Source organism: Paenibacillus sp. FSL F4-0097 (assembly GCF_038593125.1).
GTDB lineage: Bacteria > Bacillota > Bacilli > Paenibacillales > Paenibacillaceae > Paenibacillus_AQ > Paenibacillus_AQ odorifer.
Map to the genome: position 1 here is coordinate 5,734,868 of NZ_CP151965.1, position 17,278 is coordinate 5,752,145.

The 17,278-nt window shown below is 46.5% G+C and carries 17 protein-coding genes and 1 riboswitch; of the genes, 2 read left to right on the top strand and 15 right to left on the bottom strand.

The window, feature by feature from the left end:
* Positions 1 to 43 precede the first annotated feature (43 nt).
* A complete protein-coding gene (locus tag MHH86_RS25820; RefSeq protein WP_036679709.1) occupies positions 44 to 1,144 on the bottom strand; it encodes a DUF3880 domain-containing protein in 1,101 nt (366 codons plus the stop codon).
* Between the two features lie 254 nt (positions 1,145 to 1,398).
* Here MHH86_RS25820 and MHH86_RS25825 point away from each other — a divergent pair, with 254 nt between their 5' ends.
* Positions 1,399 to 2,157, top strand: a complete 759-nt coding sequence (locus MHH86_RS25825; RefSeq protein ID WP_036679711.1) for an AAA family ATPase — start codon at positions 1,399 to 1,401, stop codon at positions 2,155 to 2,157.
* Positions 2,158 to 2,302: 145 nt separating this feature from the next.
* On the opposite strand, the gene MHH86_RS25830 is transcribed toward MHH86_RS25825, so the two are convergent.
* The 10 genes from MHH86_RS25830 to MHH86_RS25875 all read right to left on the bottom strand — a co-directional run bounded on the left by MHH86_RS25830 (position 2,303) and on the right by MHH86_RS25875 (position 13,097).
* A complete protein-coding gene (locus MHH86_RS25830; protein WP_036679712.1) occupies positions 2,303 to 3,718 on the bottom strand; it encodes a hypothetical protein in 1,416 nt (471 codons plus the stop codon).
* A gap of 8 nt (positions 3,719 to 3,726) precedes the next feature.
* Positions 3,727 to 5,625, bottom strand: coding sequence for an LTA synthase family protein (locus MHH86_RS25835; RefSeq protein ID WP_036679714.1), 1,899 nt, complete (start codon positions 5,623 to 5,625; stop codon positions 3,727 to 3,729).
* 206 nt (positions 5,626 to 5,831) lie between these two features.
* The gene (locus tag MHH86_RS25840) at positions 5,832 to 7,001 is read right to left on the bottom strand and encodes a hypothetical protein (protein ID WP_036679716.1); all 1,170 of its coding nucleotides are present in this window, start codon (positions 6,999 to 7,001) and stop codon (positions 5,832 to 5,834) included.
* Entirely contained in the window at positions 7,001 to 7,573 is a 573-nt protein-coding gene (locus MHH86_RS25845) for an RNA polymerase sigma factor (RefSeq protein ID WP_036679717.1), read from the bottom strand. Before MHH86_RS25845 ends, MHH86_RS25840 begins: the two co-directional genes overlap by 1 nt.
* Before the next feature lie 129 nt (positions 7,574 to 7,702).
* On the bottom strand, positions 7,703 to 9,040 hold the full coding sequence (locus MHH86_RS25850) for a 5'-deoxyadenosine deaminase (RefSeq protein ID WP_036679719.1): 1,338 nt from the start codon (positions 9,038 to 9,040) through the stop codon (positions 7,703 to 7,705).
* 70 nt (positions 9,041 to 9,110) lie between these two features.
* Positions 9,111 to 9,209: riboswitch (purine riboswitch) on the bottom strand.
* 1,838 nt (positions 9,210 to 11,047) lie between these two features.
* Positions 11,048 to 11,578 (bottom strand): GNAT family N-acetyltransferase, encoded by a 531-nt coding sequence (locus tag MHH86_RS25855; protein ID WP_036679721.1) that lies wholly within the window; start codon positions 11,576 to 11,578, stop codon positions 11,048 to 11,050.
* 142 nt (positions 11,579 to 11,720) lie between these two features.
* A complete protein-coding gene (locus MHH86_RS25860; protein WP_143760491.1) occupies positions 11,721 to 12,161 on the bottom strand; it encodes a hypothetical protein in 441 nt (146 codons plus the stop codon).
* The gene (locus tag MHH86_RS25865) at positions 12,142 to 12,444 is read right to left on the bottom strand and encodes a hypothetical protein (protein WP_051491084.1); all 303 of its coding nucleotides are present in this window, start codon (positions 12,442 to 12,444) and stop codon (positions 12,142 to 12,144) included. The genes MHH86_RS25860 and MHH86_RS25865 overlap by 20 nt, the downstream gene beginning before the upstream one ends.
* Entirely contained in the window at positions 12,441 to 12,785 is a 345-nt protein-coding gene (locus tag MHH86_RS25870) for a hypothetical protein (protein WP_036679724.1), read from the bottom strand. Before MHH86_RS25870 ends, MHH86_RS25865 begins: the two co-directional genes overlap by 4 nt.
* A gap of 24 nt (positions 12,786 to 12,809) precedes the next feature.
* Entirely contained in the window at positions 12,810 to 13,097 is a 288-nt protein-coding gene (locus MHH86_RS25875) for a hypothetical protein (RefSeq protein ID WP_036679726.1), read from the bottom strand.
* A 195-nt stretch (positions 13,098 to 13,292) separates the two neighbouring features.
* On the opposite strand from MHH86_RS25875, the gene MHH86_RS25880 reads away from it, so the two are divergent.
* Positions 13,293 to 13,808, top strand: a complete 516-nt coding sequence (locus MHH86_RS25880; RefSeq protein WP_036679727.1) for a GNAT family N-acetyltransferase — start codon at positions 13,293 to 13,295, stop codon at positions 13,806 to 13,808.
* Positions 13,809 to 13,873: 65 nt separating this feature from the next.
* Here the strand turns inward: MHH86_RS25880 and MHH86_RS25885 are convergent, their stop codons facing one another.
* From MHH86_RS25885 to MHH86_RS25900, 4 genes are read right to left on the bottom strand one after another with little or no spacing between them, the layout of a single operon-like run.
* Positions 13,874 to 14,605, bottom strand: a complete 732-nt coding sequence (locus MHH86_RS25885; protein WP_076316363.1) for a sugar phosphate nucleotidyltransferase — start codon at positions 14,603 to 14,605, stop codon at positions 13,874 to 13,876.
* Between the two features lie 47 nt (positions 14,606 to 14,652).
* The gene (locus tag MHH86_RS25890) at positions 14,653 to 15,390 is read right to left on the bottom strand and encodes a glycosyltransferase family 2 protein (RefSeq protein ID WP_036679731.1); all 738 of its coding nucleotides are present in this window, start codon (positions 15,388 to 15,390) and stop codon (positions 14,653 to 14,655) included.
* Positions 15,387 to 16,307 carry a glycosyltransferase gene (locus MHH86_RS25895; RefSeq protein WP_094903705.1) on the bottom strand — a complete coding sequence of 307 codons (921 nt, stop codon included), beginning with the start codon at positions 16,305 to 16,307 and terminating at the stop codon, positions 15,387 to 15,389. The genes MHH86_RS25890 and MHH86_RS25895 overlap by 4 nt, the downstream gene beginning before the upstream one ends.
* Complete coding sequence (locus MHH86_RS25900) at positions 16,304 to 17,146, bottom strand: glycosyltransferase (RefSeq protein WP_305953534.1); 843 nt, start codon at positions 17,144 to 17,146, stop codon at positions 16,304 to 16,306. Before MHH86_RS25900 ends, MHH86_RS25895 begins: the two co-directional genes overlap by 4 nt.
* Between the last annotated feature and the right edge of the window lie 132 nt (positions 17,147 to 17,278).

The following is a 17,278-nucleotide window of genomic DNA, read 5'->3' on the forward strand; positions in this document are numbered from 1 at the left end:
TGTTGTTCATCATCATCCTCGCTCCTTTGTCCCGTTATAGATTTCATACACTTGAAGCAATCACATTCAGCAAATGAGGCAAACGCGCAGTGAATGTATGGTTGCGCATGGTTGTCTGTAGTCCCCGTAAAGCGTAAATTCGGCGCTCTTTTTCATGCTTCAGATAGTACTCAATCTTCTCCTGCAATTCCTTAGCAGAGCCAAAAGTATCCAAGTCATAACCTGGCCGATAATAATTGCCCAGATCCTCACGAACATCCGTAAGCTGCATAGTACCGCAGGCACTGATCTCATAAGTACGCGGATTGATAGAGCGTGATGGTAAACGGAAGCTATTCCGGTTATCCTGCCCCTCCTCCCACGGACGGTGAATATTAATGACTAGCTTTGCGCCACTGTAATAGTTCGCAGTTTCCTCAGGCGGGATAAAGCCATTGCTAATGAAAGGGGCAAGCTGGTCATAAGTCGCAAGCCGTTCCCAGAACCCCCCAGCGATCAGCACCTTCTTATCCTTTAGATAGGGGGCAAGTTCATCAAACAGCGCTGTCCGATTATGAAATGCATTGCCAATAAACACAATGTCGTACTTATACTGCGGTGCCGTACGGCGTGGATAGAACATCTTTGGATTGACGCAAAGCGGTAAATAATGAACGGATGGAACCCCAAAGGATTGATAAAACTCCACACAACCGAGCTCATGCGTAAAAACGTGATCATAATGCCGGCAAATCACTGAAGTATCCTCTGTAAAATAAGGATCATCCACAAACCAGATCGCAGTCCGAATGCCCAGCTTTCTGATTTCTGTAATCTGTTCTAAATGATTTTCCGGAAAAACATGCAGTCCATTCATAACCAGCACTGCCCCGGGCATCTCCCGAGCCGCAGTCTCCAGCATAGCTTCTGGAGTGCTAATCACAAGCTCACTTACAAGCTGCTGGAGCGCCTCAATTACCCCAGTATCGATTGCATGGAACCCTTGAGGAACATACATTAGCTTAAATGGCCGAGAGGCTTCGACCTCTACAGTACTCCGACGCTGTACAGCCTCACACATGCCGAGACGATATCCTTCGTGATAACCGTCGCGATAATCTCGCGGACGCTTGTGTTTTCTCCTTTTTGCTTTCACGGCCTTCACCCTGCCCCGTTGTATTCTCAAGACAGTATAACTATATGCGGAGTCAGCACTCGCCTCATGGACATCTGTCATTACTAGAACTAAATTGGCAGATGTACCCTGTCTTTTGCCCGGCTTGCCCGAACCCCGTCAAGATTTCATCCACTCGCTGGATGCTGTTATACTATAAAGGTCTAGCTAGAGGCACTAAACTTGTCATCTCTGTCCAATCTGTCCGAAGATGATTATTTTTTGAAATTCACAAGGGGGGAACTATGAATAACACCACGTTGTATTTGCGACACGCGGAGCTGCTGCGTGATCTGGTGCCATCCTTTCAAACCTATCCTTTTCATCTGCCTGCTGTTCGAACGCTGGATCGCCTGACTTTTCAAAAACCAGTGACCTTTCTTGTTGGAGAGAACGGCACGGGCAAATCAACCTTGTTAGAGGGAATTGCTGCTGCTTGGGGCTTTAACCCTGAGGGTGGAACGCTAAACTTTTCTTTTAACACTCGTTCCTCGCATTCGAGTCTCTATGAGTATTTTAGAATTGCTAGAGGGGTTAGACGGCCGAAGGACGGCTTTTTTCTACGTGCGGAGAGTTACTATAATGTGGCTTCTTATATTGATGAGTTGGATGAACAACCCGGTGGCCCACCGATCAAAGACTCCTACGGAGGCAAATCTCTGCATGAGCAGTCCCACGGAGAGTCTTTTTTAGCTACGTTCGTTCACCGTTTCGGCGGCCGCGGTCTTTATATCCTCGACGAGCCTGAAGCAGCGCTTTCCCCCTTACGTCAAATGTCTCTGCTGGTGCGTATGCATGAGCTGGTCGGGCAGGATTCACAATTTATTATTGCTACCCATTCGCCGATTCTGATGTCCTATCCCGGTGCTGAAATTTTTCTCTTGGAGGGGGAGGGAATACGTTCCGTCGCCTTGGAGGAAACTGAACATTATACCGTGACCAAAGCGTTTATGAACGATCGTCAAGGGATGCTGCGTGAGTTATTTGAGGATGAACAAGCATAAACGCCTTCGACGGCTATAAGGACGGTAAGCGTTTAAGCGAGAAATATAAGGATAATTTACAATATGGAACATATAAATTCTTATATTTTAATAAAAACAGCAAGTCTCCATAATCGGAAACTTGCTGTTTGATTTGTTCCATAAGCTAACGTCTTACAAATCCCACTACCTTGTGAACAATCCACCCAAACATGACCACAACCATCATATCGAAGCACACATTAAACAAGAATAAATGCTTACCGATGTCAGCCCTTCCGTCCCCAAGAATCGGAACCAAGAAGGAGAAAATCCCTATTAGCCCTAGCAGCATCAGCAGCTCGCCGGCAATTTTGCCGCGAATATCTCTGCTGCGGAAATACTGGAACAAGGCTCCCGCAAAATACACCAGATAGAATATGGAGAGAAATCCGAGCGTGTGCGGAATATGTTTATTTTTGAATTGGCTCCATCCACTGTAAGTATAGGATAATGCACCTGCTGGTTTATTCTCGCTTTTCTCGTAGTTTCCTAGATAATACGGGCGAATCGCCATGCTGTTACTCGCAGCATATTTCATATTATCTATCAAACGGTCCGGATGCTTCAGATAGAAGAACAACACATCTTTATGAGATACACGGTCATAGAAGTCCGGAACCAGCGAAGGATCATCCTGCTTAATCGCTGTATCGGTCTGAAAATAATTCGTACCCGCCAGTACCTCCAGCCGCTCCGGTAATCCGAGATCCTGCAAGTCTCCCTTCACATCCGGCGATTCGTTTAAAATCCCAAAAAACACCGTTTGATACAGATTAATATGCTTCAGATCTTTTGGCGCTGCCACATACAAAACGATGGATACAAGAAAGATGGCAATCGAAAAACGTAAAGCCAGCTTCCTCCATTTGCCCTCTCCGTCAAGCATCATAAACCGCAAGAAAATCAGAGCAAAGGCAATCCCAATCGGTGCATTCTGGATTTTGGAGGTGACCAGAAACAGAATCGCGATAAAAAACAAAGTTAATCCTTTAGTGGTTGGCTTCTCTTGGCTAGTTAATCTTAATCCTAATGCAAATGTCAGCAGCATAAACACCATCGACACCGGTTCTCCAAACAAGGAGTTGAAATAGGCCACATACCCGATATCGTAAAATACAAATAAGATAGCTGCACCCAACAGCAGCCCTGTAACATAAGAGCCACGAGCATTATACTTCACCAGCAGCCAAGTTGCCGCCAGTAAAAGAAGCCCATAAACTGCACCCAGCAAACGAACATCAAAAAAGCTGCCATGGATGAGCCCGCCGATCAACCTCGGCACAAGCACTATAAAAATCTGTGAGGAAGGATAAAAGCCCCTAAACAAATCCTCATACGCAAAACGAGAATGGCTAAAGCTGAAAAACTGATCGGCATACGATGCAGCAGTATCGTAGTAGTTCAGACCGATGGTATTCATCATACGCAGAAAATCTCCATTATCGGCAACACCAATAAATGGCCCTACGAATAGCAAATAAATAATGATACCGCAGCCGGCAAGGCCTACGAGATACTCCGGTTTCCAGAACTTTTTCATGATTCCCCCTATCTCTGTGGTAACAGCTTCACATATTCGTCGGACAAATTCATTAGCTTCAAAATATAATCATAATCAGTCTGATATTTTGTAAAATCCGATACTGGCTTAAGCGTATCCAGCGACACAGCTTCACCATCAGCAAAATCTCTACCAGGCACATAGAGAATATCATCATTAAAAAATGAACCGGAAGGTAAATAATACCGCATCCCTAACACGTTACGATCAATGTTCAAGAGGTCATGACCAAATGCTGTATAACCTTCTTCCCTTAAAGAAACCCCCAATAGGTTAGCTATTGTAGGAAGAATATCCAACTGTCCACCTGTTCGCTCTACTACCTTCCCTTGCTCCATTCCTGGTACATGTACAATCAATGGAATATTAAAGCGGCTGATCCGGGAATCGTATGGAATCCCCAGTGCACTTTCCACTTGCTCCGGTGGAACATCCTGCGGCTGCAAGCCAAAATGATCACCATACATCACCAGCACAGTGTTATCCCACATTCCGTTTTTCTTCAAACCCTCTATTAAAGTTCCAATGGCATAATCAGTATAGTTAATAGCAGTCAAATAATCGCCAAGCATCGTGTTTTTCAACTCATCAGGCACTGAGATCTTCTTAAAAGAGTCCGGAATTTGGAAGGGATGATGGCTGGACGCCGTCACCAGTTGTGCGTAGAAAGGAGTTCCTTTCTTCTGCAATTCTGCCATTTTCTCGACACCCGTAATATAAAGCTGTTCATCGGAAGCACCAAACGCATTAAAATGATCATTAGTAAAATAATCTTTGTCATAATAACCGTTAAAGCCAAGCGCTGGATATAGCTCGTTCCGATTCCAAAAGCCTACTTGATTCACGTGAAAGGTGTACGCCTCATATCCTTTATCTCTCAGCAGACGTGGTAGGCTCGGCAGTTCTCTGTCCCCGAATCCAGTGGACATTGCCAACGTCCCGATTGGATAAATCGACGTGTTGCTCATAAATTCAGCGTCAGAAGTATTGCCCGGACCAATCTGCTGGTAGACATGGGGAAAGTAAAATCCCTCATCTGCCAACTTGTTCAACACTGGAGTCAGCTCTTGACCCTTCAGGGATTGATGCAACGGGAAGTTTTGAAAAGCTTCCATTTGAATGACAATTACATTTTTGCCCTTTTGCGAGCCGAAATACTCAGGTGCTGTGCCCGCGGCTTTACTACTATAAGGATAGGAAGCTTGCAGCTCATCAATCTTCGCGATTGTATCCTTAATATCTCCGGTTCCAATGAGATTGTTATCTTCCTTGACCTTGATTGCGGCAACGACCTCATAATTCAGGAATCCGGCACTTTCTGCCTGCACAAGTTCATTTGTAATTCCCCGCGCAGAATTGACAGAATTGGCCGAAAAAGCAAAACCTCCAAGAATAGCCACCAGAATCACCATCATATGTGCCAATCGTGTGTTCCGGGAGCTGAATCGCTCACGCTCATGCGGATAGGCTTTTCCATGCTTCCATCTGCGGATCAAGACATAGATCACCATGATCACAAGATCAGCGAAAAATAAATAATCAATAGTCTGTATCGTTGATTCTACGCTTGCCTTCACTTGAAATACCTGATTCAGTTCATATAAAGCCAGATACGTCGGAACAGAACCAAAGTGATTGAAATATACACTGGCTGCGAACAGCAGCAGCGATAATATCCCGTTAAATGTCCAATAGACGGCTGTTCTCACCCGCGAAGGAGTAATGACCGTCAGAATCCCCATGATGAAGAGGACTGGAGCAACATCTGCTGCCATCCACTCCCAAGCAATTCTATCAAAGAACAGCACTCTTAGCAGGAGCAGCTTCAACCATAGCAGCAGGACAACAATATAGAACTGAGCTCGATTCGGCCCGTGCTTTTTCACGTTTTAATCCCCTCTTACCTTTTCATTTGTTCTGATTATGAAATCTATTCATCTTTTCTGTAAAATATCAGATTGTTCTAGTATAACAATACTTACTTTTTTTATCAAAAATGTGCACCGTTCGCTTCCACTACAAATAGGGAAACCCCACGCCTTTTCGGCTGTGGAAGCTCCCTATTTAAGCCTATTATGTTATGCCCTTCAATCTAAGACTGGCTTGCTGGCGAATCCTCTTTCACCTTCCAGATCGTTAAATCACTATCATAATATACAGTGATCTCAGGACTGCCAAGCTTATGAAAGGTGAGATTCCCGGGCTCCTGATCTCTTTTAAGCAAGCTATATTCGCCCACATCAGCAACGCTAAATATCTTAGTCAGCAGAGGTGCTGCCTTCTCACGTAGGCGATCCCCATCAATTAGAGACAGCTCACGGTCTAATACCGTTAGTTGTTTGGGATCTGTTTTATCACTAGCACGAGGATTTGTATCACTAATCTGCTCAATCCTTCTAGTAACAGTATCGAGCGTAACCGAAACCTTTGATCCGTATTGCAGCGTAAGTCTATCCTGATCCATGTCCATAGCCCGAAATACTAAACTAAGCTCTTCATCACCTCCGTTACCTCTCAACATCTTCAATGCCTCTTCCCCAGCTTGACGCATCTCTTCTGATACCGCCGAGGCCTCAAGCGTGGCTGATGCGTAATCGAATTCACCATTTACAAATCCGATACGCCATTTCTCCGCCCTAAAGTTATTTTCAATTTTCACGCCAGAAGAATTTTGTGTAGCATCATATTCAACATATCTGAGCACATCATAAGCTGAATCATTCGCATAACCCAGTTTGCCCTTGATCTCTTCCGCACGGGTTTTCATTTCAGCGTCGATCTCCGCAGCTGTCAGAATCGTACTCATCTTCGTTTGCACCAGTTCTCCTGTCACATAATTGATCCAGATATATGCGGAGTCCTCATCTTTCTGGTAAGAGTAAAATATCTGCTGTTGCTCCTTAAGCCATTCCCGGTGATCTAGCGGATAAGTCTTTCCAAGTAAACTCTGCATCACCTGATCTGCGTTCCGCTGTAGCTCAGCCTCCGTGAAATGCGACGAAACCTCAGTTTGCGCAGGGTTGCTTGATTCATTACCAAGGAACCTTCCGTTCAGAAAGAATATGCCTAAGCCCAACAGTACAATAAAACTTGCCACAGCCCACATTTGCACAGATAGTCTTTTTCCTGAAAAAGATTTCGTTCCCTGTTGATCTTCTTGAATACGGCGAATGACGTTGTCTGCATGCCTCATAGTAAACTTTTCATTTCCAAAAGGTCCTTTTCGGGCCTGAGCATACCATTCCGGTTGATGATCCTCCATCATTCTACCCCCTTTAATTTGTTCTGAATTTTTTGCCGCGCTCGGTGCAATCTTGATTTTACCGTTCCGTGACTCAAGTTCATCAGTTCAGCTATTTCTTTTATAGAGAGCTCATATTTCAAATCCAGGACCAATACTTCGCGCAGCTTGGGAGACAATGCCATAATTAAATCCCATATCTCACCAATGGACTGATTACCCAAATACTCCATCTCCGCAGATCGGGCTATACCAAGAGGTTCAATAGTTTTTTCCCGCTGCTCCACATCAACCGTGGACAATGGCTGTACACCACCCCATAAGCCCGAACGAAAAAAGCGCGATTTCCGGTGCGAAAAAACAGTATTCCTGGCAATCGCAAGCAACCATGCTTTAAATGAAGAATTCCCCCGGTACGTGCCAATCCGGTAATAACATTTAATGAATACTTCTTGGGCCAGATCATCGGCCTGTTCAGAATTTTTGGTAAGATAATAGATATAATTCCATATATCCTCTCCGTAACGGCTCATGATTTCTCTTAGTTGCTGTTCATTCATCGTCTCGCTATGCTGAAGACCTTCCAGTTCCAATTAGCTTCACCTCACTTAATACGACCTCATAAAAGGCACTTTAGTTCCCTTATGTTCATATTTTCTCATAAAAAAACAGGGGGTCCAGTGATCCCCTGCAAATAAAGATATCCGAATCGCCCTCTCTCCTCAAACGATCGAGGTATGCGTAAGTAATCTTTTAATAGAACGGTTAGCTTCATTTAGTACAATTTCTTTATCCACAGTCTTTAGCAAACCTCTTTCCATCACGATCTCCCCGTCGATTATCGTTGTCTCCACATCTGCCCGCGTAGCGGAATATACAATTCTAGAGATGGGATCTACGTCGTAAGAGGGGAAGGTATGAAAATTGTAGAGATTCAGGAGCACTAGATCTGCTTTTTTGCCTACCTCGATACTCCCGATCTTATCCTCCATCCCTACGGCCTTCGCCCCACCAATAGTAGCCATACGGAATACACTGCGGGCATCCATGGTTGTGGGTCCGTGATGAGGCTTTTGAATAATCGCCGCCAATCGCATCTCATTAAACATATCCAGATTGTTATTGCATGGAGCGCCATCCGCTCCCAGACTAAGAGAAACATGCTCATGAAGCATCCCTGGTGTGTCCGCAATTCCGGAGGCCAATTTCAGATTGGAACCCGGGCAATGACTTACATGCACCCCTCGATCCCGCAAAATCCGCCGCTCCTCAGCATCCAGCCACACGCAATGCGCCAGTATAAGCCGTTCATTGGCTAATCCTAGATGATCCAGATAGACGATATTACGCATGCCAGTCATGGCCTGCACAATCTCAATTTCCCCTAAATTCTCAGACGCATGAGTATGCACCTTCACATCGTATCTTGCGGACAGATCCCGCACCTCGGTTAATAAAGGCTCTGTACAGGAAATCACAAAACGTGGAGAAAATGCATACTGAATCCGGCCGTTTCCATAACCATTCCATTTTTCCAGTAAATCGACACTTTCCTGCAAAGAAGATGCGGTATCCTCCTGCAGCGCCTCAGGCACATCTCCCCCTTTTTGATCCATCATCACCTTGCCGGACAAGGCCCGGATTCCACTTTTAGCTATAGCCTGAAACGCAAAATCCGTATGATGGACAGTCTCCATATCCACAATCGTCGTCGTGCCGCTGGTGATCAGTTCGCCGATGCCAAGCATAGCCGAATAATAAAGGGATTCTTCATCATGCGCGGCCTCTAATGGCCAGATTCGTTTGCGCAGCCAATCCATCAGCTCCAGATCGTCCCCTTTACCACGGAATAACGTCTGGCATAGATGAATATGAGTTTGGATAAAACCCGGAATTAATGTACGGTTCGTAGCATCAATGATCTTCTCGTCACCCTGCGGGATCAGGCCAGTGCCGATTTCAACGATGAGATCATCCTTAATCCGGACATCCCCGTGTAAAATTTCCTCTTGCTTGTTCATCGTAATGATTTCGGCATTTTTGATCAAAATATTTCCCATAGCCCTTCTCCCCCTCATTGAGTTAATTCCAGCACAACTTCACGCCTGTAAAGCAAAAAGGCCACAAAAATATGCCTGAGCATATTTTCGTAGCCAGAAATTTACGGTTCCCGGTAGAGACCCTTAAACCAATTATTAAGGATATACGAAAAAAAGACTATTCATTTGTAATTTGAATAGTCCAATAATAATCTAAAGACAGGTTACATGTCAATATACATGACACACAATATCGATTATGTATTTTAAATAGTGTTTTATAAAAGGAAATCAGCGTTTTGCGTTACATAAAATAACATTAATTCGTTTTATGATCACGAATTCTTACGTTAAAATATTTTCGATTATGCTACGCTGTGCATCGTGTCAGACTTACTGTCAGGAAAACATGGAAAATAAGCTATCCGAGAGCTATTTCATGGCTTAAGAGACAGTCGTTTCGGACGATTAGGTCGGCCATTTCGAATGATTAGATCAGCCATTTCGGACAATCTCTGCTTACTCTAACGCCTTGTGGTAAACCGCTGTGCATATAGCGCGGTATGGTGGACAGGTTAGAGCCCGAAAGTGTACGTCTAGCTCTATTCATCTTTTGAACCTATGCCTTCCCTACTGCTACTCAACTGCTTCTGCACTCCTACATTCTCCTTGCGCCCACTCCACTGCAACGTCTAATGCTTCTGCTACTACTACTGCCCCTACACTACTCCTACTTCTGCACCGCTACTTTCTCCTTACGCCTACTCCACTGCTACTTCTACTGATACTGCTTCTGCTTCTGCTTCTGCTTCTACACTACTCTTATTTCTGCACTTCTACGTTCCCCTTGCGCCTATTCCACTGCTACTTCTACTGCTTCTGCTACTACTGTCCCTACACTACTTCTACTTCTGCACTTCTATGTTCCCCTTGCGACTATTACACTGCTACGTCTTCTGCTTCTGCTTCTGCTTCTACACTACTCCTACTTCTGTACTTCTACTTTCTCCTTGCGCCTATCCACTGCTACATCTACTTCTACTACTACACTACTCCTTCTTCTTCACCGATAATTTCCCCATGCGCCTACTCCACTGCTACATCTACTTCTGCTTCTACTGCTCTCGCTACGTCCACACCACTGGTGAGTCATAATCCTCCATACTTTCGGACCCAGATGGCACTATTTGCACATTTTTCGCCTTTTGAGCAAGATTTCGGACTCCAGTGACGCTATTCCCTCGAAACAGGTCCATATGCGGTGTGTTTTGTACCAATAGCTGCGGTGGAGTCCGATAGCATCCCAAATGTGGGGAAATGCCACGTTTAAGGTCATCTGGGTCCGTTACTGTCGAGTCATACTCAGCCACTGATGCTTAAGGACCCAGATGACGCTATTTGCACATTTTTCGCCTTTTGAGCATGGTTTCGGACTCCAGTGACGTTATTCCCTCGAAACAGGTCCATATGCGGTGTGTTTTGTACCAATAGCTGCGCTGGAGTCCTATAGCCTCCCAAATGTGGGGAAATGCCACGTTTAAGTTCATCTGGGTCCGTTACTGTCGAGTCACAATCAGTCACTGATGCTTTCGGACCCAGATGACGCTATTTGCACATTTATCGCCTTTTGAGCAAGATTTCGGACTCCAGTGGCGCTATTCCCTCGTTACAGGCCCATATGCAGTGTGTTTTATACCAATAGCTGCTCTGGAGTCCGATAGCATTCCAAGTGTGGGGAAATTCCGCATTTAAGGTCTGCTGGGTCCGTTACTGTCGAGTCACACTCAGTCACTGATGCTTTCGGACCCAGATGACGCTATTTGAACATTTTCGCTTATTGATCAGGGTTTCGGACTCCAATGACGCTATTTGCACACTTATCGCCTTTTGAGCAGGGTTTCCGTAAGCGCAAATTGCTACCTAATCAAACAAAGTTTTTGTTTAGAAAACGGTGTTATTTCCACAAAAAGAGGATATCTCAGTAGCCATTAGATGGCTCATGAGATATCCTCTGGTTCTCTCGCTATGTTAAGCTTCCGAATTCCCGTGTTTTTCTAGAACCTTCTCGAACACCGGAAAATTAGCGGTACGCCCTGGAAAAGTTACCTCACCCCTGAGGTCATAACCCAGCTTGGGATATAGGGCGAGTGCCCCAGTGTTCTTAGCATATGTGTCCAGACGGATACTTGAATAACTATTCTGGCGAGCATATTCTTCTGCAAAAGTGCTAAGACGGCGTGCAACTCCCTTTCCTTGAACTTCAGGATGCACAGCCAATCTATGCATAATTAAATGAGGCCCTTGCGTTTCTGTCCAGTCAATCTTCCCATACTGCTCGGATTGGTGCTCGTCCAACACTAGAATGCCGGCCACCGCATTGTTCTCCTCACATACCCATAGATTGCCACGTTCAATATCAAGGGAGATGATCTCCCGGTTCGGATAATGCTCGTCCCACTGATCGCTGCCACCTGCTTGCATCACCTGTACGCATTTGGCAATCAGCTCCATAATTTCATCAATCTCATCTTTGCGTGCTCTGCGAATCTCAGTATCCATGAATCATCCCTGCCTTCATCTTAACCTCATATTATTTTCACTTTCATTATGAAGTTTATCACATCGGCAGCGCAGCAAACCAGTCCGCACGAAAACCCCAAGACCCGCTCACGGGCGGAGCGGATCTTGTCATCTGTGTCCCCTAGCTGAATTCCAGCTTATGCCCGTCCTCGAAGCCCTTGGCGAAACCGGCGTCGAACCCCACGTTGTATGCTTCGGTGTAGCCCTGTTGAAAGGCGTCTGCCGGGGGCGTTTCCGGCGAAACGCCCAGCTCCGGGGGGAGCGGAATTACCTGTGGAGCAGGCGGAGCCTCGCTCACGGGTACCACAAGCACCGGTGGCTGTGAAACCCTTACTTTACGAACAAGCTTACGACGAAGTCTTCTTTTCTTGCGTAGCAATAGGCCTTTTTTCGACTTCCCATAACGAGCAGTTTTCCGGGCAAGAACTCTGCGGGTTTTACGGGCTAGCCCTTTACGAACTTTTGCTTTCCGCGAGAGCAGCAATGTGCGTCTACGGGTTCTGCCTGAACGTAGCGTTCTGCGGCTTTTCTTCTTCATGCTTCTACTCCTCCTGTGCTCCATGTTCTCTGGAGGTTCCTACGGCGTATGCCTTACTCAGCCATGGCGCAGCAGGAATTCCCCGTTTAGGACGATGTAGTGAAATCCCGGACATCATCCGGCACATCGCACTCTGATACCCACTTAAAATCCTGATATTGTCGCTCAATTTGCGGGCCGTCAACTCAGATTGCTCCGTCAATTCGGCGATGCTCTCCAAGATGGCCGCCAAAGCAGCCTGACTGCGCGAAATGGAGCGAATCATCTCCAGCTTGACGGCATGTTCAGAGAGACGGTCCCCGCTCATTTGCTGTCTTCTCCAAAACTAAAGCCATCACCTGACATGTCTCCAAAACCTTCCCCGCCACCATCGTCTTCACCACTGCCCAGCACTGCTTTTAAATTGCTGTAGAGTCCGTTCTCCAGTTTGGTCAGCCCTTCGACCATCTCCACGATGACCTCGTGTATAGAGAGGGACTCCTTCAGTTGCTCACTGTGGGAATCAAAGGCTCTAGCGTGGATATGATGCTGTGCCCACTGCTTTACCTTTTCAGCTTCAACCGCCTTAGCTTCCAGAATCAACGCAACGTTCCACTGGATGGCGGCGGTGGACTCCAGCATTTGCAGATAAGCCTTTTCTCTGCTCATCTTCCGCCTCCCGCTCCTATAGCGTTACTCTTCTTCTTGACCGTTCAATTCCTTAATCACTCTGCCTACCCCATCAGCCATCGCTTCTTCCAGATCTGCAAGTGCATTCAAGTAAGCAATAATATTCTTGTTTACCTGAGTTGAGCTTTCGATCATCCCGCTGATCCCATCAAAATCAGGTTCCGCATCTGGCAGATCGTGGACAATTTGCGACATACGGACAGCCACATGGCGCTCAGCGTCTAGAATCCGCGCCATCTGTTCGTGCGTATGGGCCATGTGCTGCAGGACTTTAGTTATTTTACTCTGCACCTTCATGTCTCCTTTGCTCAAACGCCCTGCTACAGCATATGCGGCAGGAGCCGTTACGGTGCCGGGGATCCTCGACAAGTTAAGGCTCTACAAGTGACTGGATGACATAAAGATTACGTTATTGCTAAGTACATTTAAAAGGATTAAAATGTGAAATGCGCAATCCTGAGTTTACCAATGATTGGTGGGGAATATATGAAGCTTGAAAGCCAGCGGATCGATCTAATACCTTTAACTGCCCCAGAGCTCTCACTAGCAATAGATAACTATTCGGAGCTACAGCAACAATTAGGCTTAGCTGCCATCAGTGCGGCGCTTGATGATGAAATGCAATATGCTATGCAGATCAGGCTAAAAAAGGTGCAGCAGGACCCCGACCATTACCTATGGTTAACGAACTGGGCCATCGTCCATCGGGAAGATCAATGTATTATAGGATTCATTATCCTTAAAGGTTACCCGAATGAGAAAGGCGAGGTTATTATAGGATATGGGATTGATGAGAAATATAGAAGAAAAGGGTATGCAACAGAGGCACTACGCACAATTACTGCATGGATTTTCTCCCATCCCCAAGCTGTCTATGTAATCGCTGACACTGAAAAAGATAATACAGCCTCCCACAAAGTATTGGAGCGTCTAGGCTCTGAGAGATACAAAGAAACTGAGGATTTAATCTGGTGGAGGATTTCCAACCCCCGAGCCCTCTGAGTAACGCGTGATTTCAAAGCCCTTGCGGCTATCTATAGCAAGATTACAACAAAAAAAGCACTGCCTTATGGCAGTGCATCCTTTAACTTTTCCCCCGCCTCGTGCAAAGACTGGAACGTCCCCGCATCACTCCACCAATCCTTAAGCACATCATAACTAAGTCTGCGATCAGCGGCGTATATATTATTTACATCAGTAATCTCCAGCTCCCCCCTTTTGGAAGGTGATACCCGCCGGATGATATCAAATACAGCTTCATCGTACATATAAATACCAGTTACACAATAATTAGTCTTCGGATGCTCCGGCTTTTCTTCGATATAAGCAATCCATGCCGCATCTTGACTATCAAACACAGGTACACCGTATCTGCGCGCGTCCTCCACCGGCTTCAGCAACACCTTTGCAGTGCCCGCTGGCTGACGAAGATAACCCTCCACATAAGGCTTCAGATCATCCATAAAAAGATTATCCCCGAGCAATACAACAAATCGTTCCCCCGGGAAAATGAACCCTTCTGCTAAATCAAGCGCCTCGGCAATGCCTCCGGCAGCTTCCTGAATTTTATAGGTCAGAGATACACCAAATGCAGCACCGCTGCCTAAAAAATCCGTGTACAGGCCAGCAGACTGCTTGCTTATGACCAGAAGAATGTCGGTAATTCCTGCCCGGCGAAGCCGGTCTATGCCGTAACAGACCATAGGATATTTGCCGACCGGAAGCAAATGTTTGTTCATAAGCCGGGTCAGCGGTTGAAGTCTAGATCCTGTTCCGCCCGCCAGTATGACTCCTTTCACTTACTTTCCTCCTCTTTATCTACGTCCTTTGCCTTCGGATCTGCACTTCATATGAAATTTATAGGGTCTACATTCCATTTATCTATAAAAATCTTGCGATTTCGTTCCACCAGTTCTTGCAGTCCGGTATTGTAAACTTGCTTGAAACTTGCACTTCCTTCATGGTGCACCAAGCAATCCCCGGCGATAAGCAACCGATATCCCTTTATCCTGGTACGGTAACAATAATCATCATCTTCGTAATGTCCAGGTGAGAATCTCTCATCCAGTAGACCTACGGAAGTAAGCAGCTCTCTTTTGAATAAAAAACATAATCCTACCAGCCGTCTCGTCTCCAACCATTTCTGGGGATTTGGAAGGTTCGCCCTCTCAGCAGCCTGATGAAAATCTATCAGACCTTCATAATCAGTCTTCACCTGTTGACGTCCACTAGCATAGTTTGTGACTGGCCCAACAATACCAACATCAGGAGCACTATATAGAGCTCTCTTCAGATTAGTTAACCATCCTTGAGATACCACTACATCGTTATTCAGCAGCAGTAATTCATCACCTGAAGCTAGCTGTAGCCCCATATTGCATGCAGCTGGAAAGCCGCGATTGTCAGGCAATGAAATAAACGTTATATGATTCGCACGGCAATAAGTGTCTGTTCCGTCCGTTGAAGCATTGTCCACTACGATAATCTCATAAGGCGGCGGAGTGTAGGCAAGAATAGATTCCACACAGGCCCGCAGCAAGGGCAGCGCATTGTAGGTTGGAATAATAATACTCGTCAGCGTCATATGCGATTCCTCCAAGCGGCTACCTGTCTGCGGTACTCGCGCTGAGTCTCACTACTTAGCAGACCGCCAGCTTTTCGCCGCGAAAGAACCTCATGTAGGGCCTCAGCATGATCTCCTATGATCAGTTTTTCCACAGCATTTCCAACCCCTGTATTTGCCTTGCGCAGCCGATTATGTTTAATAACATTTACCGTCCCAGCCTTCTCCACCCGTAACTTTTCTAATACAGAACGAGCTTGGGCTTTAGGTGGAACCATTAATTCACGGTAGCCTATGGTCTCAAGCGCATGCCGCGAAAGCGCATGAGGAACAGCTGTCATAGAGCTAACCCCGAGATCGTACCTATCCAGAGCATAATTCAGAAACAGTTTGCTGCGGGTGACATCATCACATAATCCAAAAGAAGGCATCAGTGAGTCTAAATCATTAAGAGCTACATCAATCCCACGATCTACAGCCGCCGTGAATGAAACGAGCTGAGAGGCCGGAATGACCATATCTCCATCCAGAAAAAGCAATATATCCCCGCGACTCAGCTTCGCACCGATAGCCCGACCCACATCATGTCCGACAGACTCTGGGCAGTGTACTACAATGGCTTGACGATGTTGTCTAGAAATAGGAAAAGAGTTATCACTGCAGCCATTAAGTACGACGATAATTTCTGCAGGTTCAAGCCGTGCAACCTGATGCAGCAGACGTGACAAGGTCTGCTCCTCATTACGCGCGGAGATAATGACTGACAAAGTCCCGCGTAACTTCGGTAACTTCAGAGTCTCCTTGCCTGCCTTCGATTGCCGAGACAGAAGCGGGCGAGTAGCAGCGTTGCCTTTTACAGAGCGATTGGCTGACCTGTGACGGATTGGGCGTTTCTTTGCCGTTCGAGCTGCTGTGCCTCGTAAAGTTGCAACCATCATCTCACCATCTCTCTGCGCCGGGCTCCGTCGCCAAAGCCCGCTCTGATCCCCCGATGTTCCAGCAACAGGGATACAGCCTCCATATGATCCGCTGTAATCAACTGCTGCAATGGATCTTTGCCGTCTTCCTTGCGCCTTACCGCATTCAATTTCCCTACAGGTACTTTGTGAGCGGCTACCACATGCAGTCCACTAAGAATTGCCTGGGCATGCGCCAGTGGAGGACGTGATAATGAATCGCTCCCTAAAATATCAAGTGCTCTGCGGCTGATTGCGTGCGGAACTGCCGTCATCGAACATCCCTTCAGATCTGGACGGCCAAGCAGAATATTCAGTGCATGTTTAGACAGCACCACCGGATGGGGGGACAGCTTCCGGACCGGACCGGAATAATCATTAAGCGCTATGTCCACTCCACCACTAACAGCAGTGACGTAAGGACGCAGCCCCGAAGCAGGTATCACCAAATCTCCATCTGTAAACAATAGGATTTCTCCCTTGGCTGCCTCAGCTCCCACACTACGGCCAGCGTCGTGTCCAAGCGGCAACTCATAGGAAATAACACGCGCACCTAGCGATTGTGCAATCCCTGCCGTTTGATCAGTGGATCCATTCACGACCACAATTACCTCGCAGCGCGGATGGACCCCTCTGGCTCCAGATATCACTCCCGCAATGGTCTGAGCTTCATTCATGGCTGGAATAATAACCGAAACATAGGGATTAGGATGGTTAACTATAGGGACTACAGCGACTTGCCGCACTGGGCGTGAAGTCCGCCGCTTCATCCGAGAGACCCGCCGTCCTGTGCGGCGGGCAGAAGTTCGTTTGGGCTTCATGCTCATCCACCTTCCTTACAGAGCCAATTCTTCAGGCTGAGGGTTACATCACAGTTTATGTACTACAACGCACAGGGTAACGGCAATTGTCTCCTGTCGTTCTGAAAACAGGACAAATGTACTCCCCACCAA